Raw genomic sequence first — 23,390 nt, 5'->3', positions numbered from 1 at the left:
GCCCGCGAGCCTACGGACGCGCGGTGCGGCACAGCGTCGCGACCCGGGTGTCGTCGTCGCGGCGCTCCAGGGCGATCGTCACCGCGGACCCGGCGAGCCGCTCCGCCACCCCGACCCCCCACTCGACGGCCACGACCGCCCGGTCCAGCTCGGTGTCGAGGTCGAGGTCGTCCAGCTCGGCCGCCACGTCCACATCCCCGTCGGGACCGCCCAGCCGGTAGGCGTCGACGTGCACCAGCGCCGGGCCGTCGCCCGCGGAGGGGTGCTCACGGGCGATCACGAACGTCGGCGAGGCCACCGTGCCGGTCACCCCGAGCCCGCGGGCCAGGCCGCGGACCAGGGCGGTCTTGCCCGCACCGAGCGGACCGGCCAGGAGCACCACGTCACCGGCGACCAGCTCGCGGCCGACCGTCTCGCCGAAGGACTCGGTGTCGGCGACGGTCGGCAGCTCCGCGACGACGGCGTCCCCGCCGGGAGCGGGGATCACGGCCGCTCCTTCTTCCGGGACCGCCCGGCCCTGGCCGGGACGTGGCTGCCCCGGCGGACCCGGCCCGCGCTGCGCAGCAGCCCCTGCAGGGCGCCGCCGCCCGCCGCGGCCTGGTCGTCCTCGGTCGCGCCGGTGACCTGCGGCGGCCGCTTGGCCCGCAGTTCGCCGCCCGCGGTGCGCTCGGTGGTGCGGGCGATCAGCCCGTCCAGCTCGGCGTCGACGACCTCGGGCTGCTCCAGCATCGGCATGTGCCCGACCCCGGGCAGTCGCACCAGCCGTGCGGTCGGGAGCGCCTCGGCGATGACCTCACTGTGCCGCCACGGGATGATCCGGTCGCCGTCGCCCGCCAGGACGAGCACCTCGCAGCCGGACAGGCCGGGCAGCGCCGCGAGCCGGTCGTGGGTGCCGAGGGTGTCGACGAAGTCGGTGAGCGCGCCGACGGCGTTCGAGTCGATCATCGTGTCGACGAGGTCGACCATCCGCGGGTCGACCTGGCGGTCGCCGTAGGCGAAGCGCTTGGTGAACATCCAGATGATGTCGCCCAGCGCGCGCCGGCCCGTCTCGACCAGGCCGGGCTGCCATGCGGCGAGCCCACCGAGGGTCCGGATGATCGGGTTGCGCCGGGACAGGAACGTCCCCGGCAGCCCCGAGGACGCCATCTCACCCGCCGAGGTCGACACCAGCGCCACCCCGGCGACGCGCTCGTGGAACAGCTCCGGGTGCTGCTCGGCCAGCGCCATCACGGTCATGCCGCCCATCGAGTGCGACACCAGCACCAGCGGCCCCTCGGGGGCCAGCGAGCGGATCACCGCGTCGACGTCGCGGCCGAGCTGGTCGATCGTGCAGGAGTCCGCGGGCGCCCGCTCGGAGCGGCCGTGGCTGCGCTGGTCGTAGAGCACCATCCGCACCGACGGGCCGGTCAGCCCGGCCAGGTGCGGCCGCTGCTCCTGCCAGGTGCGCCGGTCGAGGGCGAACCCGTGCACGAGCACGACGGTCAGCGCGGGCTCCGAGCCGTCGGCCGGCGCGACCACCTCGCAGGCGATGCGGATGCCGTCGTCGGCCATCACCGACATCTCCTCGCCGACGGTGCCCGGCGGCGTCTCGGCGTGCGCGGACATCTCGGTGGCCAGGCTGCGGCGGGTGGCGGCGATCTTGCGTCGCTGCGCGGCGACGCCGACCCCGGCCGCGGCCCCCGCCGCGCCGACCACACCGCCGGCGATCCCGGCGACGGTCCATCCCCTGCGGCTCATGCGACTCCCCCGCGCCCGTCGGTCACCGTGCGGCGGACCCGCCCCCGGACGCCCGTGACGATCTCGTAGTGGATGGTGCCCAGCTCGTCGGCCCACTCGCGGGCGGTCGGGCCGCCCTCGGTGCCGGTGCCGAACAGCTCCACCGGGTCGCCGATCGCGACCGGCAGCGTCCCCGGCCGGCCGCAGTCGACGACGAACTGGTCCATGCAGACCCGCCCGGCGACCGGCCGGACGGTGCCGCCGATGCGCACGCGCATCCGGCCGTCATCGTTGAGGCGGCGCGGGACGCCGTCGGCGTAGCCCAGCGGCACCAGCGCCAGCGTGCGGGGCTCGCGGGCGACCCACTCGTGGCCGTAGGACACGCCCTCGCCCGGCTCGACGGTCTTGGTGAGCGCGACCCGGCCGCGCAGCGTCATCGCCGGGCGCAGCGGGCTGTCGGCGGGGTCGGCGATCGGGTCGAGGCCGTAGACGGCTACCCCCGGCCGGACGACGTCGAGGTGCAGGTCGGGGCGGGTCATCAGGCCTGCGGAGTTGCACAGGTGCATCTGCGGTGCGAACCCGCGGTCCCGGGCGAGCGCGGCGGCGGCGTGCAGCCGCGCGGCCTGGCTGTCGACGGCGGGCTGGCCCGGCTCGTCGGCGGCGGCGAGGTGCGACCAGACGGCCGCGACCTCGCAGGTGCCGTCGGCGACCCCGTCCGCGACGGCGTCGAGCAGGGCGGGCCACTCGCCGGGCGGGCAGCCGCCCCGCGACAGCCCGGTGTCGGCCTTGAGGTGCAGCCGGACCCTGCGGCCGGCGGCGCGGGCACCGGCCAGCACCGCGGCGAGGTGCTCGCGGCCGGACACCGACAGCTCCACCCCGGCGGCGACGGCGGCGGCGAAGTTCTCGTCGGGCAGGTGCAGCCAGGACAGCAGCGGCGCGTCGACGCCCTCGGCACGCAGCGCGAGCGCCTCGTCCAGGGTGGCGACGCCGAGCCGGGTCGCCCCTGCCGAGAGCGCCGCCCGGGCGACGGCGGCGGCGCCGTGACCGTAGCCGTCGGCCTTGACCACGACCATCGTCTCGGCGCCCGAGGCGAGACCGGACAGGTACCGGGTGTTGTGCCGGACGGCGTCGAGGTCGACCACCGCCTCGGCCGCCGGTGCGCCGGGGACGCGACCGTGGCCGGGCCCGTACGTGCGTCCGGGTCCCGGGCCGGGAGCGTGGTCGGTCGTGGGTGACACGGCCCCGATCATCGCATCCCGGCCCGCCGGGGCCCGGTCCTGCGCCCGGCTCAGTCGTTCCCGGCCTCCATCGCGGCCCGGTCGAGGGACTCCTCTGCCTGCTCGGCGTCGGGGTCCGACGGCGTCGCGGTTATCTCCGCCGCACGCCCGGCCTCGACCTCGCCGACGAAGGTGCCGAACTCGCCGCCGAGCATCCCGGTGGCCGAGTACTGCTCCAGCTTGGCGCGGGAGTCGGCCAGGTCCAGGTTGCGCAGGGTGAGCTGGCCGATGCGGTCGCCCGGAGTGAACGGGGCGTCCTCGACGCGCTCCATCGACAGCCGGTCCTCGGCGTAGGCCAGGGCGGGGCCGCGGGTGTCGAGCACCGACCAGTCGTTGCCGCGGCGCAGCCGCAGGGTGACCGAGCCGGTGACCGCGTTGCCGACCCATCGGGTCAGGGACTCGCGCAGCATCAGCGACTGCGGCTCCAGCCAGCGGCCCTCGTAGAGCAGCCGGCCCAGGCGACGGCCCTGCTCCTCGTAGGCCGACAGCGAGTCGTGGTTGTGGATCGCGGAGACCAGGCGCTCGTAGGTGACGAACAGCAGCGCCATCGCCGGGGCCTCGTAGATGCCCCGGCTCTTGGCCTCGATGATCCGGTTCTCGATCTGGTCGGTCATGCCCAGGCCGTGCCGGCCACCGATCCGGTTGGCCTCGGTGACCAGCGCGACCGGGTCGTCGTAGCGGACACCGTTGATCGCGACGGGGCGACCGGACTCCCACTCGACGGTGACGTCCTCGGTCTCGACCGTGACGGCCCGGTCCCAGAACCGCACGCCCATGATCGGCTCGACGATCTCGATCGAGGTGTCGAGGTGCTCGAGCTTCTTGGCCTCGTGGGTGGCGCCCCAGATGTTGGCGTCGGTCGAGTACGCCTTCTCCGCGGAGTCCCGGTAGGGCAGCTCGCGCTCGCCCAGCCAGGCGCTCATCTCCGCGCGGCCACCGAGCTGGTCGACGAACGCCTCGTCCAGCCACGGCTTGTAGATCCGCAGGGCCGGGTTGGCGAGCAGGCCGTAGCGGTAGAACCGCTCGATGTCGTTGCCCTTGAAGGTCGAGCCGTCGCCCCAGATGGAGACGCCGTCGTCGGCCATGGCGCGGACCAGCAGCGTGCCGGTGACGGCGCGGCCGATCGGGGTGGTGTTGAAGTAGGGCATCCCGCCGGCGCGGATGTGGAAGGCACCGCAGGCGATCGCGGCGATGCCCTCGTCGACCAGCGCGCGGCGGCAGTCGACGACGCGGGCGGCCTCGGCGCCGTACTCCAGCGCGCGCTCACGGACGGCGACGAGGTCGGGCTCGTCGGGCTGTCCGAGGTCGGCGGTGTAGGCGTAGGGGACCGCGCCGTTCTCGCGCATCCAGGCGACCGCGACGGAGGTGTCGAGGCCACCGGAGAAGGCGATGCCGACGCGATCGCCGACGGGGAGGCTGGTCAGGATCTTCGGCACGCGCGGAACGCTAACAACCCGCTCCCGGCGCAGGTCCGCCGGTGTGCCGCTTCAGTACGGGGCTGCGGCTGCCCGCACCGCCCGCAGCGCGACCGGGATCGCCGCCTGCATCGCCGACGCCGGAGCCGGGACCGGCGGCAGGCCGTGCTCGCGGGCGGCCGCCGTCGCGGCGCGGGCGTGCACCAGCGTCGCGCAGCCCGCCGCCCACCACGGGTCGAGCCCGGCGGCGAGCAGCGCGCCGATCATGCCGGTGAGCACGTCGCCGGAGCCCGCGGTCGCGGCCCAGGAGTCCGCGGCGGGGTCGACCAGCACCCGTCCGTCCGGTGCGGCGACGACGGTCGCGTTCCCCTTCAGCAGCACCGTCACCCCGAGGTCGGCGGCGGCGCGGCGGGCGGCGCCGATCCGGTCCGGCCCGACCTCGCCCGCGATCCGGGCGAACTCCCCCGCGTGCGGGGTGAGCACGACGGGCTCGCCGTGGATCCGGTCCCGCAGGTGCGCGTGCTGTGTGAGCAGGGTGATCGCGTCGGCGTCGAGGCAGAGCGGCACCTCCCGGCCGAGTGCCTCCTCCAGCACGGCCAGACCCTGCCCGCCGGTGCCCAGCCCCGGTCCGACCGCCCAGGCCTGGGTGCGTCCGGCGTCGGTGATGTCCCCGGTGGCGACGATCTCCGGCCAGTGCCTGCGGACCTCGTCGGCGGCGGACCCGGCGAAGCGCACCATCCCGGAGGTGGCCAGGGCCGCGGCGCCCGCGGCGAGGACGGCGGCGCCGGGGTAGGTGGCCGAGCCGGCGGCGATCCCGACGACGCCCTGGCTGTACTTGTCGTCGTCGGGGCCGGGCACCGGCCAGCGGGCGCCGACGTCGCCGTCGGACAGCACCCACGCGTGCGGCTCGGTCCCCTCCAGGAACGGCCCGAGCCCGAAGTCCACCAGCCGCACCGGCCCGCACAGCGGGGCGGCGAGGGCGTGCACCGGCTTGCGGCAGCCGAAGGTCACCGTCAGCGCGGCACGGACGTGCGGCCCGTCGGTCGCCCCGGTGTCGCAGTCGACCCCCGAGGGCAGGTCGCAGGCCGCGATCGGCACGCCGGCCCCGTCGGCGGCGGCGACCAGCTCCGGGGCCGGGTCGCGCAGCGCACCGCGCCCGGAGATCCCGACGATCCCGTCGACGACGACGTCCGCCCCCGCGATCAGCGCCCGGGCCGTGTCGAGGGCACCGGCCGCGGCGGGGCCGGGGCCGGAGACCGGCGGTGCGTGCAGGGCCAGCACCCGCCCGCGCGCGGCACGCAGCGCGGCGAGCCCGGCCGGGTGCGCGCGGTCCGGCGCCAGCAGCACTGCGGTGACGTGCGCGCCCCGGCGGCGCAGCTCGACGCCGGCCCACAGCGCGTCGCCGCCGTTGTCGCCCGCCCCGACCAGCAGCACCACCCGGCGGCCGTAGGTCGCGCCGAGGAACGCGCGCACGTGGTGCGCGAGCCCCGCCGCGGCCCGGCGCATCAGCACCCCGTCGCCGACGGTGCGCATCATGGCCGCCTCGGCCGCCCGTACCTGGTCCGCGGTGTGGAGCCCGTGCATGGCCGCGAGGCTAACCCCGGGCGGCCAGGTCCGGCGGTCGTGGAGCGGGAGGCCCGCTCACTCGACGGTGACCGACTTCGCCAGGTTGCGGGGCTTGTCGACGTCGTAGCCGCGGGCGCGCGCGATCTCGGCCGCGATGACCTGCAGCGGGATCGTCGCGACCAGCGGCTGCAGCAGCGTCGGCACCGCGGGGAGCTCGAAGAGGTGGTCGGCGAACGGGCGCACCGTCTCGTCGCCGGTCTCGGCGAGGACGACGGTGCGCGCCCCACGCGCCTTGATCTCCTGGATGTTGGACAGCAGCTTGGAGTGCAGCACCGCGCGCCCCTTCGGCGACGGCATCACCACGACGACCGGCAGCCCGTCCTCGATCAGCGCGATCGGACCGTGCTTGAGCTCGCCGGCGGCGAACGCCTCGGCGTGCATGTAGGCGAGCTCCTTGAGCTTGAGCGCGCCCTCCAGCGCCACCGGGTAGCCGACGTGCCGACCCAGGAACAGCACCGCCTTCGACGGCGCCAGCTCCTGTCCGAGCGCGCGGGCCTCGCCGAGGGACTCCAGCACCTGGGCGACGGCCGCCGGGATGGCCTCCAGCTCCTCGAACTCGCGGACCACCTCGTCCGGGTACTTGGTGCCGCGCGCCTGCGCCAGGGCCAGGCCGACCAGGTAGTTCGCCGCGACCTGGGCGGTGAACGTCTTCGTCGCGGCGACACCGATCTCCGGGCCCGCGTGGGTGTAGATCACCGCGTCGGACTCGCGCGGGATCTGTGCCCCGTTGGTGTTGCAGATGGCCAGCACCCTGGCCTTCTGCTCCTTGGCGTGGCGCAGCGCCTCCAGGGTGTCCGCGGTCTCGCCGGACTGGGAGATCGCGACGACCAGCGTCGAGCGGTCCAGCACCGGGTCGCGGTAGCGGAACTCACTGGCCAGCTCGATCTCGACCGGGATCCGGGTCCAGTGCTCGATCGCGTACTTCGCGAGCAGACCGGAGTGGTAGGCGGTGCCGCAGGCGACGACGAAGACCTTGTCGACGTCGCGCAGCTCCTGGTCGGTGAGCCGCTGCTCGTCGAGCACGATGCGCCCGTCGACCAGGTGGCCGCGCAGGGTGTCGGCGATCGCGGTCGGCTGCTCCTCGATCTCCTTGAGCATGAAGTAGTCGTGGCCGCCCTTCTCGGCGGCCGCGAGGTCCCAGGTCACCTCGAACGGGTTGACCGCCACGGGCTCCCCGACGAAGTCGGTGACCTCGTAGCCGTCCCGGGTGATCGTGACGACCTGGTCCTGGCCGAGCTCGACCGCGGAGCGGGTGAACTCGATGAACGCCGCGACGTCGGAGGCCAGGAACGTCTCGCCGTCGCCGATGCCGAGCACCAGCGGGGAGTTGCGGCGGGCGGCGACGATCCGGTCCGGCTCGTCGGCGTGGGTCACGACGAGGGTGAACGCACCCTCCAGCCGCCGCGCGACGGCGCGCACCGAGGCCGGGAGGTCCCCGGCGGTGTCACCGTGGGCGTAGGCGAGCGCGACCAGGTGCGCGGCGGTCTCGGTGTCGGTGTCGGACTCCGCCCAGATGTCCTGCGCCTCCAGCTCGGCCCGCAGCTCCAGGAAGTTCTCGATGATGCCGTTGTGGACGACCGCGAGCCGGCCGTCGCCGCTGCGGTGCGGGTGGGCGTTGCGGTCGGTGGGCGGGCCGTGCGTCGCCCACCGCGTGTGCCCGATGCCCGAGGTCCCGGTGAACCGGTCCCGCCCGATCTCGTCGAGGCGTGCCTCCAGGTTGGCCAGGGCGCCCGCCTTGCGCTCGACCAGCAGCTCACCGCCGTCCGGCAGCGCGACGCCGGCGGAGTCGTAACCGCGGTACTCCAGTCGTCGCAGGCCGCCGAGGACGACGCCGAGTGCGGACCGATGACCGACGTAACCGACGATGCCACACATAAGGCTGAGCGTATCGACGCCCGGTTGCCGATCTTCGGGCGACGGGTGCGACCGGCGCCACGCCGGGCGCCCGTGCGAGGCGGGCACGCGGTGACCTGCACCGGTACGGTGCCGTCCGTGGCCCGGACCAGCGTGACCCGCCCCCCGTCGACGAAGGGGGCCAAGGACGCCCTCGGTGTGCTGTCACGTCCGGGGCCGAACCCGGTGAAGTACGGCGACCTGGGGCTGATCGGCCTGCCGGGCATCGTCTACACCCCCGCGGAGGGCTACCAGCTGCCCGCCGTGGTCGTCGGGCACGCGTGGCTGCAGCCCGCGCACCGCTACCACGAGCTGCTGCGACACCTCGCGACCTGGGGCTTCGTCGCCGCCGCGCCGAACACCCAGCGGGGACCGGTCCCGAGCATCGCCCAGTTCGCCTCGGACCTGAACACCGTCCTGGACGTGTGCGTCGGTGTCCGGCTCGGCGACGGCCACGTCAGCGTCGACGCCCGCAAGACCGCCCTGGTCGGGCACGGCACCGGGGGCGGCGCGGCCGTCCTCGCCGCGGCCCGGCGCGAGCGCCTCGGCGCGCTGGTGACCCTCGCCGCGTCGGAGGTGAAGCCGTCCGCGATCGAGGCGGCCGCCACGGTGACCGTCCCGACGCTGCACCTCGCCGCCGCGGTCGACTCGCTGGCCCCGATGGAGGGACACGCGCAGCGGATCGCCACCGCCCAGCACGAGGCCGGCACCGACGTGACGCTGCGCGAGATCGAGAAGGCCGGGCACCTCGGGTTCTGCGAGGGCAGGCACTGGACGAGCTTCCTGCTGCAGAACCGCCCGCAGCACCGGACCCGGAAGATCACCCGGGCACTGGTGACCGCGTTCCTCATGCAGGAGCTGCAGAACGAGAAGCGCGCGTCCTCCCTGACCTCGGGGAACGTGCCCGGGGCCCCGCTGGTGGACCTCACCCCGCAGCCCGACGACGAGCAGGACCAGCAGCCGTCCGGGCTCCTCGGCATCGGCCGCTGACCCCTCCGGCCCCGCGCCCGCACAGATCCGCCGACACAGGGATCCGCCGCCCGCGCGGTGATCCGCACCTCGCGCGGTGATCCGTCGCCCGCGCGCGTCCGGTCGCGCGCGGGGTGCGGATCAGCGCGCGGACACGTCCCGGCGGCGGCTCAGGGCGCCAGCCAGACCTTCCGGTCGGCGGTGGCGACGGCGTCGAACGCGGCGGCGGCCCGGTCCTGCGCGAACGGCTCGGGCTCCATGAGCCCCACCAGGGCGTCGGCGACGGCGGGCAGGTCCGCGAGCGCACCGGCGAAGTCGCCGGGGTGGTCGTAGATCAGCGACCCGGTGACGGTCACCTGCCGCTGCACCAGGTCGTGGGTGTTCACCGGTGACTCGCCGTCGTGCTGCCCGATGAGCAGCAACGTCCCGGCCCGGTCGACCGCGGCGACGGCCGTCGGCCAGGCGGCGGGGGCACCGGAGGTCTCGAACACCGTCCCGAACACCTCGCCGGGGACGAGCTCCTCGGCGCCGAGATCCACCGCACGCCGCCGGCGCCCGTCGTGGGGCTCGGCGACGACCGGGACGTGCCCGGCCGCGAGCAGGGTCAGGCACAGCAGGGTGCCCTGGCTGCCCGCCCCGACGACCAGGCAGCGCGATCCCGGTTCCGGGGCGGCCCGGCGGAGCGCGGCCCGGGTCACCACCCACGGCTCCACGCAGGCGACGACCCGTTCGGCCGTCGCCGGGTCGAGCCCGGCCGGCAGGGCGTGGGCGTACCCGGCCGGGACGGCAACGAGTCCGGCGAGCAGGCCCGGCGCGTTCACCCCGAGGCTGCGCCGGTCCGGGCAGGCCGACGTGCGGCCCGCGACGCAGAACCGGCAGCGTCCGCAGGCGAGGTTCGGCTCGACCACGACGACCTCGCCGACCCGGCCCGGGTCGACGCCCGCGCCGACGGCGACCACCCGTCCGCCGCCCTCGTGCCCGACCGTCCACGGCAGCTCCGGGACCGGCCGGGCGCCGCTGCGGACGGCCAGGTCGGTGCCGCACAGCCCGACCGCCGTGACCCGCACGAGGACCTCGCCCGGCCCGGGCTCCGGCGCCGCGACCGGAACGACGTCGAGACGGCCGGGAGCGGTGTCGAGGCCACCGGAGCCGGTGTCGGTGCGGCCGGTGCCCACGCGACCGGCGCCCACGGAGCCGGTGTCGGCGCGGCCGGTGTCGGCGCGGGCGAGGCCGGTGAGCCGCACGGCCACGGTGGTGGCGGGGGCGGCGGAGGTGGTCGACATGAGGGGTCTCCCGGGTCGTCGGGTGCGGTCAGGAACGCGAGGCCACCGGGGTGGCCGGTGCCTCCTCGCTCTCGGCGTGCGGTGCGTAGCTCATGAAGGACGCGACGAGCAGCGAGATCAGGCAGCCGCCGCAGAGGTAGGCCGCGACCAGGTACCAGCTGCCGCCGCCGACCGCGACCAGCGCCGTCGCGATGAACGGGGTGAACCCGCCGCCGACCACGCTGGCGAGCTGGTAGCCCAGGCCCGCGCCGCTGTTGCGGTGCCGGGCGCCGAACATCTCGGTGAACAGCGGCTGCTGCACGCTGACGATCGCGTCGTGGCCGATGTTGACCAGCAGCACGGCACACAGCACCAGCAGCACCGCCGAGCCCTGCTCCATCGCGACGAAGAACGGCACCGACGCGAGTACCGCGACGACGGCGCCGACCAGGTAGACGGGGCGGCGGCCGTAGCGGTCGGACAGCCAGCCGAACAGCGGGATGGTGATGATCCCGAGCCCGCCGACGAGCAGCCCGACGCCGAGCATGAAGCCACGGGTGAAGCCGTACTGCTCGGTGGCGTAGGCCAGCGCGAACGTCACGACGATGTACATGGTCAGCAGCTCGGCCAGACGCAGCGCGACGTCTTGACGAAGGCGCCGGGGTGGCGGCGCAGGGCCTCCAGCACCGGCAGCTTCTGCTTCTCGACGGGCTCCGCGGCCTGCGCGGCGGCAGCCTTCTTGAACGTCTCGGACTCGTCGACGCCGGACCGGATCCACAGCCCGACCAGCGTCAGCAGCAGGCCGAAGAAGAACGGGATGCGCCACCCCCAGGTCTCGAACGCGGTCTCGCTCATGACCGCGACCAGGATCGCGACGAAGCCGTTCACCATCAGCAGCGCGACCGAGTAGCCGACCTGCACACCGCTGGAGTACAGCGCCTTCCACCGCTTCGGGGCGTGCTCGACGGCGAGCAGCGCGGCGCTGGCCCACTCCCCGCCGACGGCGAGGCCCTGCACGCAGCGCAGCGCGACGAGCAGGACCGGGGCCAGGTAGCCCACCTGGTCGAAGGTCGGCAGCAGGCCGATCGCCGCCGTCGTCATGCCCATGATCGCGATCGTCCAGACCAGGGTGCGCTTGCGGCCGATCCGGTCGCCGAGGTGGCCGAACACGATCCCGCCGAGCGGGCGGAACAGGAACCCGATGCCGAAGGTCGCGAACGCGGCCAGCGCGCCGGCGGTGGGGCTCTCGCTCGGGAAGAACAGCGGGCCGAAGACGAGTGCGGCGACGACCCCGTAGAGGAGGAAGTCGTACCACTCGACGACGGCGCCGACGAACGAGCCGGCAGCGGCACGCCGTGCTCCGGCCGGTGCGCCCGGCGGCTGGGCTGATGACACCTGTGTCATGACCTTCTCCTGTACGCGTCCCTGCGTTGTGCGCTATGCGCACATTCGTGTGCTGTGCGCACAACCGTACGGCGCGCCGAGCGCTCGCCGCAAGACCGGGGCGCCTCCGGCCCGCCGGTAGGGTCGGGCGTCCGACGGGAGAGGGGTCCGATGACGGCGGAGCCGGCCGGCCAGGAACGCCACTTCGTGCGGGCGGTGGAGCGGGCGTTCCGGGTGGTCCGCGCGTTCGGGCCGGACACGCCGTCGATGACGCTGAGCGAGGTCGCGTCCCGCACCGACCTGGACCGGGCGACGGCCCGGCGGCTGCTGCTGACGCTCGTCGACCTCGGCTACGCGCGCCGCTCGGGGCGGGACCGCTTCGAGCTGACGCCGCGGGTGCTGGAGCTCGGCTACGCCTACCTGTCCGGACTGTCGCTGGTCGACGTCGCGCTGCCACACCTGCAGGCGATGTCCTACGAGCTGCGGGAGACCGCGTCGCTCACCGAGCTCGACGGGCCGGACGTCGTGTACCTGGCCCTGGCGCAGAGCTCCCGGCTGAGCGGGCTGCGCATCACCGTCGGCACCCGGTACGAGGCGTGGGCGACGTCGATGGGCCGGGTGTTGCTGGCCGGCCTGCCCGACGACGAGCTCGACGCGCACCTGGCGTCGGTGACGGTGCAGCGGCGCACCGACCACACGGTGCGCGACGTGGCGGCCCTGCGCGAGGCGGTCGTCGCCGCGCGGGGGCAGGGCTGGGCGCTGGTGGAACGGGAGATCGAGGACGGCCTGCGGGGGATCGCCGCGCCGGTGCGGAGCCGGTCGGGCCGGGTGATCGCCGCGGTCAACGTGTCCACCCACGTCGGCGTGGCCTCGCGGGAGGAGCTGACCGGGCGGCACCTCCCGCGCCTGCTGGAGGCCGCCGCCGGGATCGAGGCGGACCTGGTGGCCTCGGACCTCTGAGGCCGTTCCGCCTGCTCAGCGCTCGTACGGGCCGGCGAGCGAGGGGGCCACGGGACCGCGGCGGTCGGTGACGCGCGTCCCGGTGAGACCGGGCAGCCGCATGCCGGGGACGGCGTCCTCCGCCCGGGTCGCGTCGCGCGCGGCCTCGTCGGCCAGCCGGCCCACCTCACGGCCGACGAGGTCGAGCCGGGCCGTCACCGCCTCCCCGGCCGGGTCGTCCCACGCGGCGGCGACGGTGGCGCGGATCCCGGCGAGCAGACCGGCGGTGTCGTCGAGCCGGTCCACCAGCGCCCGCAGGGCCATGGCCTGGTCCGCGGCGCCGGCGTCCCGGCCGCCGGTCAGCACGGTCCCGCCCCGCCGGGGCCGGGCCGGAGATCGGGGGCGTCCCGGAACGCCGTGGCCGCGGCGGTGTCCGCCACCCGGGCGGTGACCGCGGCGCGCCGGGCCGCGTCGGCCAGCGACGCCAGCTCGTCCGCGACCCGCCGCAGCCGGACCGCGCGGTCCCCGTCACCGGGTCCGGTCACGGGGGCCTCGGCCAGCCCGGCAGCCAGGTCCGCCAGCCCGCGGGCCGCGCGGTCCAGCGCATCGGGGTCCCGCCGCACTTCCGGTCGCATCGCCCCAGCATGGCGACGGGCCCGCGCCGGCGGGCCCGGACGCGCGGATCCGGTTCGCCATCGCGAACCGGTGTCGCGGCAGGCCACCCGGACGACGTCGGGGCCGCCACCCGGTGTGGGTGACGGCCCCGATCGGCTGCGTCGGTCAGCGCGCGGCGGCGACGATCCCGGCCAGCCGGCCCGCGACGGCGTCGGCCTCGTCCTCGCTGGGCGCCTCGACCATCACGCGGACGAGCTGCTCGGTGCCCGACGGGCGCAGCAGCACCCGGCCGGTGTCGCCCAGCTCCGCCTCGGCCTTCGCGACGGCCTCGGCCACGTCCGCCGACGCGGCGACCGCGTCCTTGTCCGCGACGGGCACGTTGCGCAGCACCTGCGGCAGCACCGTGACCACCGAGGCCAGCTCGGCCAGCGGGGTGCCGGTCTGCGCGACCCGCGACATCAGCCGCAGGGCGGTGAGCAGACCGTCGCCGGTCGTGGCGTGGCCCGGCAGCACCACGTGCCCGGACTGCTCGCCGCCGAGGGTGAACCCGCCCTCGCGCAGCCGTTCCAGCACGTAGCGGTCGCCGACCTTGGTGGTGTCCAGGGTGATCCCGGCCTCGCGCATGGCGATGTGCAGGCCCAGGTTGCTCATCACCGTCGCGACGAGCGTGTCGTGCGCGAGCTCGCCGGCCTCGCGCATGGAGAGTGCCAGCACCGCCATGATCCGATCACCGTCGACGACCGCACCGGTCGCGTCGACGGCCAGGCAGCGGTCGGCGTCACCGTCGTGGGCGATGCCGAGGTCGGCGCCGTGCTCGAGGACCGCGGACCGCAGCAGGTCCAGGTGGGTGGACCCGACGCCGTGGTTGATGTTGAGACCGTCCGGCTCGGCGTGCAGCGCGATCACGTCGGCGCCCGCCTGCCGGTAGGCCTCCGGCGCGGCCAGCGCGGCGGCGCCGTGCGCGCAGTCGACGACCACGCGCAGCCCGGACAGCGAGCCCGGTGCGGCGGAGAGCAGGTGCGCGACGTAGACGTCGGTGGCGTCGGGCGCGTCCCAGACCCTGCCGATGCCGTCACCGGTCGGTCGAGCACCGAGACCCTCGGCGAGCTGCTGCTCGATCGCGTCCTCGACGTCGTCGGGCAGCTTGTGGCCGCCCGCGGCGAAGAGCTTGATGCCGTTGTCGGGCATCGGGTTGTGCGACGCGGAGATCATCACGCCGAGGTCGGCGCCGGTCTCGGCGACCAGGTGCGCGACGCCCGGGGTCGGCAGCACGCCGACCCGGATCGCGTCCGCACCGGCCGAGGTGAGCCCGGCGACGACCGCGGCCTCGAGCATCTCGCCGCTCGCGCGGGGGTCGCGCCCGACGACCGCGAGGGGCCGGCGGCCGGAGCCGTTCGAGAGCGTGCGGGCGGCCGAGGCACAGACGCCAACGGCGAACTCCGGAGTGAGGAGTTCGCCGTTGGCCAGGCCCCGGACGCCGTCGGTTCCGAAGAGACGAGGCATCCGGTGTGCGATCAGCGCTTGGAGTACTGGGGCGCCTTACGGGCCTTCTTGAGGCCGTACTTCTTGCGCTCGACGGCGCGGGCGTCACGGGTCAGCCAGCCGGCCTTCTTCAGCGGCGGGCGGTCCTCGGAGTCCAGCTCGACCAGCGCACGGGCGATCGCCAGACGCAGAGCGCCGGCCTGGCCCGCGGTGCCGCCACCCTTGAGGTTGGCGAAGATGTCGAAGCGCTCGGTCTTCTCGACGAGGACCAGCGGCTCCTTCACGATCTGCTGGTGCAGCTTGTTCGGGAAGTACACCTCGAGCGGCTTGCCGTTCAGGGTGAACCCGCCGGTGCCCGGCAGCAGCCGGACGCGGACGACAGCCTCCTTGCGGCGGCCGACGGTCTGGACCGGGCGGTCGCCCAGCACGGGGGCCTCGGCGGCGAACTCGTCGGCGTCGAAGTCGGCGGCGTCACCGATGGTGTAGTCGACGTCGGCGGCCTCGGTCTCGGCGGCCTCGGTCTCGGTCGCCTCGGCGGCCGCACCCTCGGTCTCGACCGCGTCGACGACCTCGTCGGGTCCGTTCTCGGGGCTGGTCACGGGCTGTCCCTCTTCGTTGCTCGGGGTGGTCACTGGCTGACCTGCTTGATCTCGAACGGCTGCGGCTTCTGGGCCTCGTGCGGGTGCGCCGGGCCGGCGTAGACCTTCAGCTTCTTGGCCATGGCGCGGCCGAGGCGGTTCTTCGGCAGCATGCCCTTGATCGCCTTCTCGACGAGGCGGTCGGGCTGGCTGTCGATCATCTCGCCGACGGAGCGCTGGCGGAGGCCACCCGGGAAGCCGGAGTGGCGGTAGACGAACTTGTCGGCCCGCTTGTTGCCGGACACCGAGATCTTCTCCGCGTTCACGATGACCACGAAGTCGCCGTTGTCGACGTGCGGGGCGTAGGTCGGCTTGTGCTTCCCGCGCAGCAGCGTGGCAGCGTGGGTGGCGAGCCGACCGAGGCGCACGTCCTCGGCGTCGATCACGTGCCAGGCGTGCTGGATGTCGCCGGGCTTGGGGCTGTACGTGGGCACGGATCTACCTCGTCGTCGTTCTCGGCTGGTGGGCCGTCCGCACGGGTTCCGGCCCACTCTCTAGTCTCTGGTTCCTCAGCGTGCTGCTGGTGGACGCCGGAGGGACGCTCGATCCCGCCGCTGTCGCCGGAGGACGGCGCCCGCGGGTCTCCACCGCTGCACAACGAGAGCCAAGCGTACCCGCCGGTTCCGGGGGCGGACGCAAGGGGGTCGTCCGGCCCCCGGACCCGGGGGTCAGGCGAACCGGGCCCGGTTCGCCTGCTCGGTGTCGCGGTAGTTCTGACCGGCCTGGCCGACCAGCTTCCCGATGGTGCCCAGGGTGGTGGTCAGCTCGGCCGCCGAGGTGTCCCACTTCTGCTGCGACGCCTGGTAGGTGGTGGCCGCGTCGCCGGTCCAGGCCCCGACCATCGGCGCCAGGTAGCGCCGCAGGTCCTCGAGCTGGGAGTTGATGCGCGCGGTCGTCGCGACGGTGTCGGCCGACGCCCGCTCGAGCGCGCTGAAGGTGACCTTGATCTCGGATCCCACGGTGTAGCTCCCCCTCACCCGAGCACCGACGTGATGGCGGTGCGGTTCTGGTCCTCCTGCTGCCGGTACGTCGTCGCCGTGCCTCCGAGCTGCTCACCGATCGCGCCGAGCGCCTCGTTCAGCCGCCGCGCCTCGGTGTCCCACTTGGCCATCAGCTGGGCGAACGCCGTCGCCGCGCTGCCGGACCACTGGCCCTGCAGCGGCCCCAGCTGGCTGCGCAGGCGGGCGAGCTCGCCGTTGACGGCGTCGCTCACCGCCCGCACCTGGCCCGCCGCGCGCACCATCTCCTCGGTCGTCGTACCGAACCCGTCGGCCATGGACCCCACCTCGTCCCCGTCCCGTCGCCCGGCCGGTCGGGTGTCCGGCCGACCGGGCCCGGGGACGCGGTGTCCCCGGCCCGCGCACAGTGGCAGGGCGGCCCGGCCGCCGTGGCCGAACGGCGCGGACCGTTCGCGACCGGGAACGCCGCCCGGGTCACCGCACCCGGTGCAGCGAGGCGACGACCTCGACGCAGGCGGGCGCGACCGGTGCGGCCGCGGGCCTGCGGCACCCGGCGACGAGCTGGTCGGAGCCGTCGAACACGACGTGCCAGTCGACGACGGTCCCGTCGCCGGGGTCCTCGCTCCACCGCAGGACCGGCCGCCCGCCGACCAGTGCGGTCGCCGGGCCCTTCCCGCCGACCAGTGCGGCGAGCTCGCGACGGGCACGGTCGGGCTCACGTCCGGCGTCGTAGCCGAGCGGGCTGCGCTCCAGCACGAGCAGGTCGGCGCCGTCCGGGCCGCCGACCGGGGTGAGCAGTACCCGTCGACGCTGCGGGTCGCCGCCGGTGTGCTCCCAGCCGGTGGGCAGGGTGGCGGCGTAGCCGTACTGGACGACCGTCGCCCCGGCCGGTGGCGCCGGGCGCGGGCCCGCCAGGAGCAGCCCGGCGCCGAGCAGGACCGCGCCCAGCACCCCGGCGACGACGATCGCCGCACGGGCCCGGTCCGGGCCGTCCGCGGGTGGGGTGGCGGGGACGGGTGCCCCGGCCGGTCCCGGCTCCGCCGGGCCCGCTCCCGCACCGGGGTCACCGGGCCAGGGGGCGGCGCGGCCGGCGCCCTGGCCGGGACCGGGGTCGACACCGGGGGCCGGACCGAGCTGGGCGCCCGGCCCGAGGCCCGCCTCGGTGCCCGGGCCCGAGCCCGGCCAGGTGTCGGTGGACACACCGGCCCCGAGCACGGCCGCACCGACCACCGCCGCCGCCTCCGGCCCCCAGGGCTCGCCGCCGGCGGGGCGTAGCCCGGCGACACGCACCGGGCACGGCAGCACCGGGCAGGCACCGGACCCGGCGCGCCGGTCCGGGGCGTCCGCCACGAGGAGCGGGCCGACCGTCCCCGCGACCACGACCAGCTCCGCACCGGTCGCCCGCACGAGCGCCGCGAGACCCGCGGGGTCCGAGAGGTCGGAGAGGTCGGTGCCCGGCTCCCCCACCGGCTCCGGCACCCCGTCGCGCACGAGGGTCGCGCCGTCGTCGTCGACGACCAGGACCGGCCCGTCCGGCAGCTCCGGTTCGGCCGCGAGCACCGCGACCGCGGCGGGGACCACCAGCACCCGCGGACCTCCGGGGAAGGCGCCACCCGCCGTCGTCCCGACCCGGACGACGACGCCGGGCGGATCGTCGCCGAAGAAGTCCGCGACGGCCGTCGCCGGGGGTGTGCCGGCCTGGGCCGCGGCGACCAGGCGCAGCCCGCCGGCGTCGGCGGCGGCGAGCAGCACCGCGTCGCGGCGGTCGTGCACGGCGACCGCGACGCCGCTCACCCCGGCTCGGTCCAGGCCAGCTGCACCCGTCGCGCCCCGGCACGCCGGTCGACGAGCACGCAGCGCCCGGGCGGCATCGGCCCGGGGCGGACCTTCTCCAGCAGCGCACCCTCGTCGGGGCTGCCGGAGCCGACCAGGCCGGGGGCGCCGAGCTCGCGCAGCCGCCCGAGGACCGGGTCGAACAGCGCCCGCCCGGCGCCGCCGGTGCGCCGCGCGAGGACGACGTGCAGCCCGACGTCGCGGGCCTGCGGCAGGTACTCGGCGAGTGTGAGCAGCGGGTGCGTCCCGGTCGACCCGGCCGCGGGGACGACGAGGTCGTAGTCGTCGACGAGCAGCCACACGTCCGGTCCGCTCCACCAGGACCGTTCCCGCAGCTGGGCCGGGGTGACGTCCGGACCGGGCAGCCGCCGTCCGAGGGAGCCCGCGATCTCGGCGCAGGCGTCGGTGGTGGCCAGCGCGGTCGAGGTGTGCGCGAGCAGGTGGCTCGGCGGGATCCCGCCGAGCAGCGTCCGCCGGTGGTCGACGACGACGATCCGCGCCCGGTCGGGCGTCCACCGCGCGGCGATGCCGTGGGCGAGGGTCCGCAGCAGCGTCGTCTTGCCGCCGCCGGAGTCGGCGAAGCAGAGCAGGTGCGGCTCGTCCGGGTCGAGCTCGACGGTGGCGAGCCGGTCCTCGTCGACGCCGAGCGCGGGCCCGCGGCCCGGTCCGGGCGGGAGCTCGGCGACCTCGATCCGGGCGGGCAGCAGCCGCACCGGGCCGACCGACGGGCCGTCCCAGGCGTCGTCGATCGCCCGGGCGGGGTCGGTGCCGGGGACCAGGCGGGGCGCGGCGAGGACGGTGGCCTCGCCGTCGGCGGACAGGCCGTGCCCGGGCAGCGCCGGCACGGCCGCGGCACGACGCCGGTCCACCTCGGAGTCCGACGGGTCGCCCAGCCGCAGCTCGACGCGGCTGCCGAGCTGGTCCTTGAGCGCCGGCCGGATCTCGGCCCAGCGGGCCGCGGACAGCGCGAGGTGCACGCCGTAGGCGAGCCCGCGGGCGGCGAGCGCGGTCAGCTTCTCGTCCAGGTCCTCGAACCCGGCGCGCAGCGCCGCGTAGCCGTCGACGACCAGCAGCAGGTCGGTGGCGGGCACCTCGACGAAGCCGCCCGCGGCGCGCCGGGCCCGGAACTCCTCGATCCCGGCGACGCCGTGCGCGGCGAACAGCTGCTCCCGCTCGTCGACGGCGGCGACGGTATCGGCCACCACCCGGCGCACCAGGTCGGTGCTGCGGCGGTCGGCGACGGTCCCGACGTGCGGCAGCCCGGCCAGCGGGGCCAGGGTCCCGCCACCCAGGTCGAGCACGTGCACACCCAGCTCGGCCGGGGTGTGGGTGAGCGCGAGCGCGGTGACGACGGTGCGCAGCGCGGTCGACTTCCCCGACCGCGGCCCCCCGACGACGGCGAGGTGCCCGGCCGCGCCGGACAGGTCCAGCACCAGCGGGTCGCGCCGCTGGGCGTAGGGCCGGTCGACCAGGCCGATCGGCGCGGCCAGCCGTCCCACCGGCCCCGGCGCACACAGCCCCCGCCCGGTCCGGACCAGCGGGTCGCCCAGCACCACCGGCAGCGGCGGCGGCTCCGCGAGCGGCGGCAGCCACACCCGGTGCGCGCGCGGGCCGGGCCCGGACACCGCCTCGGCGATGCGGTCGAGAACGGTGCCGGTGGGTGCCGGCTCGGGGTCCGGCGCCGGGAGCTGCGCCGAGGCGGGCAGCGCCACCGGGTCCGCGCGGAACGGCAGCGCGACCCGCGGCGCCCCCGGGGCCCGCCGGCGCGCGGGGCGCGGGGTGTCCGGGCCGGAGACGTAGGCGGCCCGGAAGCGCACGAGCTCGTCGGTGCCCGCGGACAGGAACGCGGCGCCGGGCGTCGGTGGGAGCAGGTGCGCGTCGGGCACACCCAGCACCGCGCGGGACTCCGCGGCGGAGAACGTGCGCAGCGCGATCCGGTAGGACAGGTGCGACTCCAGGCCACGCAGCCGGCCCTCCTCCAGGCGCTGCGAGGCCAGCAGCAGGTGGATCCCGAGGGAACGGCCGAGCCGGCCGATCGTCACCATCAGGTCGATCATCTCCGGCCGCTGGGCGAGCAGCTCGGAGAACTCGTCGACGACGACCAGCAGCGACGGCAGCGGGTCCAGCGGCGCCCCGTCCCGACGCAGCGTGTCGTGCTCGGCCAGCGACGACAGGTTCCCCGCGGCGCGCAGCACCTCCTGACGGCGGGTGATCTCCCCGGCGAGCGCGTCGGCCATCCGGTCGACCAGGGTCAGCTCCTCGGCCAGGTTGGTGATCACCGCGGAGGTGTGCGGCAGCCCGGCGAGCCCGAGGAACGTCGCGCCGCCCTTGAAGTCGACGAGCACCAGGTTGAGCTCGTCGGCGGTGTGCGTCGCGACCAGCCCGAGGACCAGCGTGCGCAGCAGCTCGCTCTTACCGGAGCCGGTCGCGCCGATGCACAGCCCGTGCGGCCCCGCACCGCCCTGTGCGGACTCCTTCAGGTCGAGCAGCACCGGTCGGCCGCCGCCGTCGGTGCCCAGCGGGACCCGCAGCCGCTCCGCGGGGCCCCGTCGCGACCGCAGCACCGCGACGCCGCCGGGGTCCGTCGTGGACAGACCGAGCAGCGACGGCAGCCCGCCCGCCGAACTGTCCACACCGGACGATTCGACGTCGGCGGTGCCGTCCGGGCGATAGCGCGCGAGCCGCCGCGCCAGCGCCAGCGCCTCGGCGACGACGAGCCCGTCGGGGACACCGACCTCCCGGCCGCCGGGCCCGCCGCGGCGCAGCGTGCGCACGCCGTCGGGCCCGGTGCCGGCGGCCAGGCGCAGCACCGACGCCGCGGGTCGGCGCCCGCCCGCGGGCCCCAGCCGCAGCACCGTCACACCGGGCAGCCCGGCCCAGGCACCGGGGGGGGTCGGCCGCCCCGTCCAGCACGACGAGCAGGTGCTGCTGGGCCGCGGACGGCTCGTCCACCCACCAGCGCCGCACCCGGTCCGGGTCGTCGGTGATCATCCGGACCGGCCCGACCGCGTCGGTGCGACGCGGGTGCGCCACGTGCGGCAGCCACTTTGCCCACTCCCAGCGCGCGGCCGCACCCCCCGGTGCGACGACGGCGAGCCGCGCGTCGTCGGGGCCGTGCCAGGTGACGTACTGGGCGACCAGGGCCCTGGCGAGGTCGAGCACCGGTGCGGCGTCCGGGGCCGGCTCGAGCCAGATCGTCGCCGACGCTCGGGTGTCGACGGCCACCGGGAGATCGTCCACCGTGGACCAACGGCGCAGGAACCGGCGCAGTGCCAGCGCGGACAGCGGTTCGAGTGTCTCCATCGGACCGGTGTGCGGTGCGGTGAGCCGGGTGGCGAGCCGCTGGGTGCCGCGCCCGGCCCGCAGGCGGCCGAAGTCGTCGTCGCCGGGGCGGCGCTCCCACAGCCGGTCCGCGGCGAGCACGTCCGGCCAGGCGGCCGGGTCGGGGTGCACGGTCTCCAGCGCGTGCCGCTGCTCGTCGGCGATCGCGCGGGCCCGCCCGCCCAGGACGTCGAGGTAGCGCAGGTAGTCGCGGCGGTCCTCGTCCATCGTCGCGGTGCGTGCTCCGGCGCCGCGGCCGCCGCCGGCCAGCATGCCCAGCGCGGACAACGCGAACATCCCGCCGAACAGCCACGTGCTCGTGTCCCCGCGCCCCAGCACGACGAACAGCAGCGCGCCGCCGACCATCGCCAGCGGCAGCAGCCGTTGCACGAGGCCGCCGGGGACCGGGCGCTCCGGCTCGGGCGGCGGTTCGAGCACCAGCTCGCCGCCGGGCAGCTCGGGCACCGAGCGCCGCGGACGTCGCATCCCGACGGTTCCCGCCATCGCCTGCCTCCCGTTCACGGTTCTCCCGAACGCCCACGGCGACACCGCGGCCGTCGGATACTCGCAGCCGCCCCGGGCCCGCCGGGGCCGTTCGGAGAGATCCGTCAGGGAGCCGCTCGTGACCTCCGTCCTGCCCGCACCGGCCGCGACCGACCCCGGCGACGCGACGTCCGCCGCCACGTCCGGGCCCGTGCCCGGCCGCTGGACCCGGGTCGGGGTGCACACCCCACGCGGACGGCTCGACGTGGCGCTGCCTGCCGATGTCGCCGTCGCCGAGCTGGTCCCGATGGTGCGTGAGCTGCTGGGCCGCGCCACCGCGGACACCCCGCAGGCGTGGCGGTTCACCGGACCCGCGGGCGGACCGCTGCCCGCGGCGGCCACCCTCGACGAACTCGGCGTCCGCGAGGGCGAGCTGCTGCACCTGGGCCCGCCGCGCCCGGCACCCGCGCCCCCCGTCCTCGACGACGCCGCCGAGACCGTCGCCGGGGCGGTGCGCGAGGCGGCCGACGCCGCCGGGACGGCGCGCTGGTCCGGCACCGCGGCGGCGGTCCTGGCGACGGCCGCCGCGGGCGCCGTGCTGTCCACGGTGGATGGAGTGTGGCGGCCGTGGGCGTGCGCGCTCGCCGCCGCGGGCGCCGTCGGTGCGCTGGTGGTCGCCCACCGTGGCCGCCACGACGACCGGCTCACGACCGCCGCCGCACTCTGCGCGGTTCCCGCCGCGGCGACGGCCGGGCTCACCGCGCTGCCAGGGCCGGCCGGGGCGGGGGCGCTGCTGCTCGCCGCCGCCGGGGCCGGGCTGGCCGCCGCCGCGGGCCAGGCGATCGCCCGGGCGGTGTCCCCGGTCCTGCTCGCGGTGGCCCTGGCCGCGTCCGGGACCGCCGTGGCGGCGCTGGCCCGGCTGCTGCTGGAGGCCCCGGTGACGGCCGTCGCCGCCGGTCTCGCGGCCCCGGCGCTCGCCGCCGGGCCGCTGCTGCCGCGGCTGGCGCTGCGCCTGGCCGGGATCCCGGCCCCGGCGGTCCCGACCGACGCCGACTCCGTCGCGGGCGCCGAGCAGGTGCTGCCCGGCGCGGAGCTGACCGCCCGGGCCGGGCTGGCCCGCGGGCTGCACACCGGGACGCTGGCCGGCACCGCGGTCGTCGCCGCCGGGGCGGGCGCCGTCGCCGCGACGGGGGGCTGGACCGGTGGTCTGCTGCTGGTGGTGACGACGGCGGTGCTGCTCCTGCGGGCCCGTGCGCTCGTCGAGCCGGCGCCGGCCCGCATCCTGACCGGGTCCGCGGTGGTCGCGGTCGCCACCGCCGCCGTCCCGGCGGCGCTCGCGCTGGACCCCGCGCCGCGGCTCGCCGTGGCGACCGGACTGCTGCTCGCCGTCGGGCTGGGGGCCGCGGCGGCGCGGGCGACGCCGTCGCCGCCGGCCCGCCGGGCGCTCGACGTGTGCGAGCTCGTCCTCACCGCCGCCGCGGTGCCCGCCGCGCTGGCCGCGATGGGCCTGTTCTCCCTGGTCCGCACTCTGTGACCGGACCGGCCCGACACCCCGCTGCCGCCCCACCGACGGCAGCAC

Annotated in this window: 22 protein-coding genes; 3 read left to right on the top strand and 19 right to left on the bottom strand. The window is 76.3% G+C overall.

The window, feature by feature from the left end; all coding sequences use genetic code 11:
- Window positions 1-10: 10 nt before the first annotated feature.
- The 6 genes from tsaE to glmS form a co-directional block, all read right to left on the bottom strand.
- A complete protein-coding gene (tsaE, locus tag XF36_RS01460) occupies window positions 11-487 on the bottom strand; it encodes a tRNA (adenosine(37)-N6)-threonylcarbamoyltransferase complex ATPase subunit type 1 TsaE (RefSeq protein ID WP_060710578.1) in 477 nt (158 codons plus the stop codon).
- Entirely contained in the window at window positions 484-1,737 is a 1,254-nt protein-coding gene (locus XF36_RS01455) for an alpha/beta fold hydrolase (RefSeq protein ID WP_064485356.1), read from the bottom strand. Before XF36_RS01455 ends, tsaE begins: the two co-directional genes overlap by 4 nt.
- Window positions 1,734-2,858: an alanine racemase gene (gene alr / locus XF36_RS01450; RefSeq protein ID WP_060714328.1), complete on the bottom strand. Its 1,125-nt coding sequence runs from the start codon at window positions 2,856-2,858 to the stop codon at window positions 1,734-1,736. The genes XF36_RS01455 and alr overlap by 4 nt, the downstream gene beginning before the upstream one ends.
- A 146-nt stretch (window positions 2,859-3,004) precedes the next feature.
- Entirely contained in the window at window positions 3,005-4,429 is a 1,425-nt protein-coding gene (argG, locus tag XF36_RS01445; protein ID WP_060710577.1) for an argininosuccinate synthase, read from the bottom strand.
- 51 nt (window positions 4,430-4,480) lie between these two features.
- Window positions 4,481-5,992 carry an NAD(P)H-hydrate dehydratase gene (locus XF36_RS01440; protein WP_060710576.1) on the bottom strand — a complete coding sequence of 504 codons (1,512 nt, stop codon included), beginning with the start codon at window positions 5,990-5,992 and terminating at the stop codon, window positions 4,481-4,483.
- A 57-nt stretch (window positions 5,993-6,049) separates the two neighbouring features.
- Window positions 6,050-7,909: a glutamine--fructose-6-phosphate transaminase (isomerizing) gene (glmS, locus tag XF36_RS01435; protein WP_060710575.1), complete on the bottom strand. Its 1,860-nt coding sequence runs from the start codon at window positions 7,907-7,909 to the stop codon at window positions 6,050-6,052.
- Between the two features lie 117 nt (window positions 7,910-8,026).
- On the opposite strand from glmS, the gene XF36_RS01430 reads away from it, so the two are divergent.
- Window positions 8,027-8,917 carry a dienelactone hydrolase family protein gene (locus XF36_RS01430; RefSeq protein ID WP_060714327.1) on the top strand — a complete coding sequence of 297 codons (891 nt, stop codon included), beginning with the start codon at window positions 8,027-8,029 and terminating at the stop codon, window positions 8,915-8,917.
- Between the two features lie 149 nt (window positions 8,918-9,066).
- Here XF36_RS01430 and XF36_RS01425 read toward each other — a convergent pair whose 3' ends face one another.
- The 3 genes from XF36_RS01425 to XF36_RS33105 are packed head-to-tail and all read right to left on the bottom strand — an operon-like array spanning window position 9,067 to window position 11,562.
- Window positions 9,067-10,179, bottom strand: coding sequence for a zinc-dependent alcohol dehydrogenase (locus XF36_RS01425; protein WP_060710574.1), 1,113 nt, complete (start codon window positions 10,177-10,179; stop codon window positions 9,067-9,069).
- Window positions 10,180-10,207: 28 nt separating this feature from the next.
- Window positions 10,208-10,771, bottom strand: coding sequence for an MFS transporter (locus XF36_RS33110; protein ID WP_202968466.1), 564 nt, complete (start codon window positions 10,769-10,771; stop codon window positions 10,208-10,210).
- A gap of 2 nt (window positions 10,772-10,773) precedes the next feature.
- Entirely contained in the window at window positions 10,774-11,562 is a 789-nt protein-coding gene (locus XF36_RS33105; protein WP_202968465.1) for an MFS transporter, read from the bottom strand.
- Window positions 11,563-11,712: 150 nt separating this feature from the next.
- Between XF36_RS33105 and XF36_RS01415 the strand changes: the two genes are divergently transcribed.
- Window positions 11,713-12,501, top strand: a complete 789-nt coding sequence (locus XF36_RS01415) for an IclR family transcriptional regulator domain-containing protein (RefSeq protein WP_060710573.1) — start codon at window positions 11,713-11,715, stop codon at window positions 12,499-12,501.
- Window positions 12,502-12,516: 15 nt separating this feature from the next.
- On the opposite strand, the gene XF36_RS01410 is transcribed toward XF36_RS01415, so the two are convergent.
- The 10 genes from XF36_RS01410 to XF36_RS35060 all read right to left on the bottom strand — a co-directional run bounded on the left by XF36_RS01410 (window position 12,517) and on the right by XF36_RS35060 (window position 21,832).
- A complete protein-coding gene (locus XF36_RS01410; RefSeq protein ID WP_060710572.1) occupies window positions 12,517-12,846 on the bottom strand; it encodes a hypothetical protein in 330 nt (109 codons plus the stop codon).
- Entirely contained in the window at window positions 12,840-13,115 is a 276-nt protein-coding gene (locus tag XF36_RS01405; RefSeq protein WP_145981226.1) for a hypothetical protein, read from the bottom strand. The genes XF36_RS01410 and XF36_RS01405 overlap by 7 nt, the downstream gene beginning before the upstream one ends.
- A gap of 145 nt (window positions 13,116-13,260) precedes the next feature.
- Window positions 13,261-14,598 carry a phosphoglucosamine mutase gene (glmM, locus tag XF36_RS01400; RefSeq protein WP_060710570.1) on the bottom strand — a complete coding sequence of 446 codons (1,338 nt, stop codon included), beginning with the start codon at window positions 14,596-14,598 and terminating at the stop codon, window positions 13,261-13,263.
- Window positions 14,599-14,609: 11 nt separating this feature from the next.
- Window positions 14,610-15,176 (bottom strand): 30S ribosomal protein S9, encoded by a 567-nt coding sequence (rpsI, locus tag XF36_RS01395; protein ID WP_060714326.1) that lies wholly within the window; start codon window positions 15,174-15,176, stop codon window positions 14,610-14,612.
- A gap of 29 nt (window positions 15,177-15,205) precedes the next feature.
- Entirely contained in the window at window positions 15,206-15,649 is a 444-nt protein-coding gene (gene rplM, locus XF36_RS01390) for a 50S ribosomal protein L13 (RefSeq protein WP_020622762.1), read from the bottom strand.
- 234 nt (window positions 15,650-15,883) lie between these two features.
- Window positions 15,884-16,174, bottom strand: a complete 291-nt coding sequence (locus XF36_RS01385; protein ID WP_043277023.1) for a WXG100 family type VII secretion target — start codon at window positions 16,172-16,174, stop codon at window positions 15,884-15,886.
- A gap of 14 nt (window positions 16,175-16,188) precedes the next feature.
- Window positions 16,189-16,491 (bottom strand): WXG100 family type VII secretion target, encoded by a 303-nt coding sequence (locus XF36_RS01380; RefSeq protein WP_060710569.1) that lies wholly within the window; start codon window positions 16,489-16,491, stop codon window positions 16,189-16,191.
- A gap of 157 nt (window positions 16,492-16,648) precedes the next feature.
- Window positions 16,649-17,968, bottom strand: a complete 1,320-nt coding sequence (locus tag XF36_RS01375) for a type VII secretion-associated protein (RefSeq protein ID WP_060710568.1) — start codon at window positions 17,966-17,968, stop codon at window positions 16,649-16,651.
- Complete coding sequence (eccCb, locus tag XF36_RS01370; protein WP_349675559.1) at window positions 17,965-20,499, bottom strand: type VII secretion protein EccCb; 2,535 nt, start codon at window positions 20,497-20,499, stop codon at window positions 17,965-17,967. Before eccCb ends, XF36_RS01375 begins: the two co-directional genes overlap by 4 nt.
- Entirely contained in the window at window positions 20,420-21,832 is a 1,413-nt protein-coding gene (locus XF36_RS35060) for a hypothetical protein (protein ID WP_349675524.1), read from the bottom strand. Before XF36_RS35060 ends, eccCb begins: the two co-directional genes overlap by 80 nt.
- Before the next feature lie 118 nt (window positions 21,833-21,950).
- Between XF36_RS35060 and eccD the strand changes: the two genes are divergently transcribed.
- Window positions 21,951-23,345, top strand: a complete 1,395-nt coding sequence (gene eccD / locus XF36_RS01365; RefSeq protein ID WP_060710566.1) for a type VII secretion integral membrane protein EccD — start codon at window positions 21,951-21,953, stop codon at window positions 23,343-23,345.
- Window positions 23,346-23,390 lie beyond the last annotated feature (45 nt).

Source organism: Pseudonocardia sp. HH130629-09 (genome assembly GCF_001294645.1).
Classification (GTDB): Bacteria; Actinomycetota; Actinomycetes; order Mycobacteriales; family Pseudonocardiaceae; genus Pseudonocardia.
Note: the sequence above shows the minus strand (reverse complement) of the source record. Positions and strands in the feature narration are given on the sequence as shown.

Excerpts from the sequence above, each read along its gene's own strand:
- XF36_RS01405 (WP_145981226.1), bottom strand. The coding sequence starts at position 13,115 with ATGCGACCGGAAGTGCGGCGGGACCCCGATGCGCTGGACCGCGCGGCC.
- XF36_RS35060 (WP_349675524.1), bottom strand. The coding sequence starts at position 21,832 with ATGGCGGGAACCGTCGGGATGCGACGTCCGCGGCGCTCGGTGCCCGAG.
- XF36_RS01415 (WP_060710573.1), top strand. The coding sequence starts at position 11,713 with ATGACGGCGGAGCCGGCCGGCCAGGAACGCCACTTCGTGCGGGCGGTG.
- XF36_RS01455 (WP_064485356.1), bottom strand. The coding sequence starts at position 1,737 with ATGAGCCGCAGGGGATGGACCGTCGCCGGGATCGCCGGCGGTGTGGTC.
- glmS (WP_060710575.1), bottom strand. The coding sequence starts at position 7,909 with ATGTGTGGCATCGTCGGTTACGTCGGTCATCGGTCCGCACTCGGCGTC.
- XF36_RS33105 (WP_202968465.1), bottom strand. The coding sequence starts at position 11,562 with ATGACACAGGTGTCATCAGCCCAGCCGCCGGGCGCACCGGCCGGAGCA.
- XF36_RS01440 (WP_060710576.1), bottom strand. The coding sequence starts at position 5,992 with ATGCACGGGCTCCACACCGCGGACCAGGTACGGGCGGCCGAGGCGGCC.
- XF36_RS33110 (WP_202968466.1), bottom strand. The coding sequence starts at position 10,771 with ATGTACATCGTCGTGACGTTCGCGCTGGCCTACGCCACCGAGCAGTAC.
- XF36_RS01425 (WP_060710574.1), bottom strand. The coding sequence starts at position 10,179 with ATGTCGACCACCTCCGCCGCCCCCGCCACCACCGTGGCCGTGCGGCTC.
- glmM (WP_060710570.1), bottom strand. The coding sequence starts at position 14,598 with ATGCCTCGTCTCTTCGGAACCGACGGCGTCCGGGGCCTGGCCAACGGC.
- XF36_RS01380 (WP_060710569.1), bottom strand. The coding sequence starts at position 16,491 with ATGGCCGACGGGTTCGGTACGACGACCGAGGAGATGGTGCGCGCGGCG.